Annotated in this window: 3 protein-coding genes; all 3 read right to left on the bottom strand. The window is 59.4% G+C overall.

Going from position 1 to position 2,338, the window contains the following annotated elements; all coding sequences use genetic code 11:
• Window positions 1-49: 49 nt before the first annotated feature.
• Window positions 50-910, bottom strand: coding sequence for a CheR family methyltransferase (locus AACS18_RS10195; protein WP_108612263.1), 861 nt, complete (start codon window positions 908-910; stop codon window positions 50-52).
• Window positions 910-1,443 carry a chemotaxis protein CheW gene (locus AACS18_RS10190; protein WP_108612262.1) on the bottom strand — a complete coding sequence of 178 codons (534 nt, stop codon included), beginning with the start codon at window positions 1,441-1,443 and terminating at the stop codon, window positions 910-912. Before AACS18_RS10190 ends, AACS18_RS10195 begins: the two co-directional genes overlap by 1 nt.
• Window positions 1,444-1,453: 10 nt before the next feature.
• Window positions 1,454-2,338, bottom strand: an 885-nt coding sequence (locus AACS18_RS10185) for a methyl-accepting chemotaxis protein (protein WP_258228695.1), incomplete at its 5' end; no start/stop codon positions are given.

The raw sequence follows: 2,338 nt of genomic DNA, 5'->3' as shown, positions 1-2,338 counted from the left end.
AGCACTTCACGCACCAACGCCGAGTCGTCAACGATCAATACCCGTATGGTCATAGTTTATCCTTGAATGACTGGGGTTGGCAGCGATAGCGGGAGGGTGCCTCTTGCTCCAGCGGCAGACCCTGTTGACGGATGATCTCCGAGTGGCCGACCAGCAGATAGCCACCGGGTTTGAGCAGATCGCACAGTTGGGAGAGAACCTGTGCCTTGGTGGTTTCGTTAAAGTAGATCAGCACGTTGCGCAGGAAGATGACGTCAAAATCACGCTCGGTAAAGTTGCCGCAATTGAGTAGATTGAGGTTGGAAAACGAGACCTTTCTGGCTAATTCGGGGCGCACTCGTACCTTGCCGGTGTACTCATCATGGCCGCGCTGAAAGTAGCGCATCCAGAGATGGGGGGGGACATGTTGGGCCCGCTCAACGGCGTAGATGGCGCGCTGGGCAAAGGGGATCACCCGGGTGTTGATGTCGGTGGCGTAGATCTTCCAGCGCTCGTTGAGGCCGAGCTGTTCAGCCAGCACCATGGCGGCGGAATAAGCCTCCTCGCCGGTGGAGCAGGCGGCAGACCAGATCCGTATTGGCTGGTGACGGCTTGCCTGCAATTGCTCGGCATACTGTTTCAGCCAGCTGAAGTGCTGCGCCTCGCGAAAAAAGTAGGTTTCGTTGGTGGAGAGCAGATTGATGGCGATCTGGCGCTCATTGACGTCTTGCGGCTGGTTGATCCGTTCCCAATAGCTGTAGTAACTGACGAGATTAAGGGCGCGCAGCCGCTTGGCCAGCCGGGATTGCACCAGCGCCCGCTTGCAGGGAGCAAGATCGATACCGGCGGTGGTCAGAATAAAGCGCCGGAATAGATCGAACTCCTTTTGGCTGAGGATCGGCCCCTGTTCAGGAGGGATGGGTGATGCCATTAGCATCCCCCTGACTCGGTATTGAACAGCTGGCTGGTTGTCGCCTCTGCCATGGCGCTGAGCTCGGCAATGGAGAGGGCCTTGTGCATGTCGAGCAGAATGGCGAACTGCTGTGCGATGGTGACCACCCCCTGAATGAAGTCTCCCCGGATATGGGCACCAAATGTCGGGGCGGGCTCTATGGTGTCGGTGGCGATCTCCAGCACTTCACACACCGCATCGAGCAGCATGCCGATCTCCTGCTCTTCGCCACTGCTGTTGGCCAGCGACAGGATTGCCACACAGGTGGTCGGTTTGAGCTCGGTCTGGGCCCGGCCAAAGCGGATAGAGAGGTCGATAACGGGTACCACAGCTCCCCGCAGATTGATGATCCCCCTGACGAAGCGCGGCATCATGGGCACCGGGGTCATCCCCTCGAACTCGATGATTTCACGGATGCAGCCGATATCGACCCCATATAACTCCCCCCCCAGCATGAAGGTCACGCAGTGGAAGTGGGAGGTGGTGGCCTCAGGAGCAAGTTTGGTGCGCATATGCCGGCTCCTAGTAGTTGGTGAACTTGCCATCATCGACTTCCCGCTCCAGATCCTCGTCGTGGTGCAGGTGTGGATGTTGGTTCAGGGCACTCTTTTTCGGGCTCACGGGTTTGGCCACATAGTGTGAACCGTGGAATGGCTGTGGCTGACGACTGTTGCCTCCCCTCAGGGTGAACTGCTGCATCAGCTCCTGCAGTTGCAGCGCAGTGGAACTCAGCTCTTCGGAGGTGGAGCTCAGCTCCTCGGCAGAGGCGGCAGAGGCCTGCATGCCATCGCTGATCTGGGTCACCGCAATATTGATTTGGGAGACGCTGGCCCGCTGCTCGCGAGAGGCAGAGGCAATTTCTTGCACCAGGGTGGCGGTCTGATCGATGCCGGGCAGCATCTCACGCAGCAAGGTGCCCGCCTGTTCAGCCACGCTGACCGAACGACTGGCCAGCTCGCCAATCTCTTTGGCGGCATTTTGCGAGCGTTCAGCCAGTTTTCTGACCTCGGCCGCCACGGTGGCAAACCCTTTGCCGTGTTCACCGGCCCGTGCCGCTTCGATGGCGGCATTGATGGCCAGCAGATCGGTTTTATTGGCGATGTCGTTGATCACCGTGATGCGGGAGGCGATCTCCTTCATGGCATGCACCATCTCACCGACCGCCTTGCCACTGTCGGTGGCACTGCTGGCGGCCTTGGTGGAGATATTTTCGGTCACCTTGGCGTTATCGGCGTTCTGGCTCACGGTAGCGGCCATCTCTTCAACCGAGGCGCTGGTCTGCTCGACGCTGGAGGCCAGCTCCGAGGCGGTTTGGGAGAGGGAGTTGGCGGTAGCCGCCACCTGTTCGGAAGCCGAACCGATCGCCTCCGACATGGCGCCCACTTCATTGAGGGTATCGGAGAGGCG

Origin of the sequence: Aeromonas sp. HMWF015 (assembly GCF_963878965.1) — a bacterium.
GTDB classification, from domain to species: Bacteria; Pseudomonadota; Gammaproteobacteria; order Enterobacterales; family Aeromonadaceae; genus Aeromonas; species Aeromonas veronii.
Note: the sequence above shows the minus strand (reverse complement) of the source record. Positions and strands in the feature narration are given on the sequence as shown.

Bases quoted from the DNA above. Each gene is read 5' to 3' on its own strand.
- AACS18_RS10190 (WP_108612262.1), bottom strand. From the start codon at position 1,443: ATGCGCACCAAACTTGCTCCTGAGGCCACCACCTCCCACTTCCACTGC.
- AACS18_RS10195 (WP_108612263.1), bottom strand. From the start codon at position 910: ATGGCATCACCCATCCCTCCTGAACAGGGGCCGATCCTCAGCCAAAAG.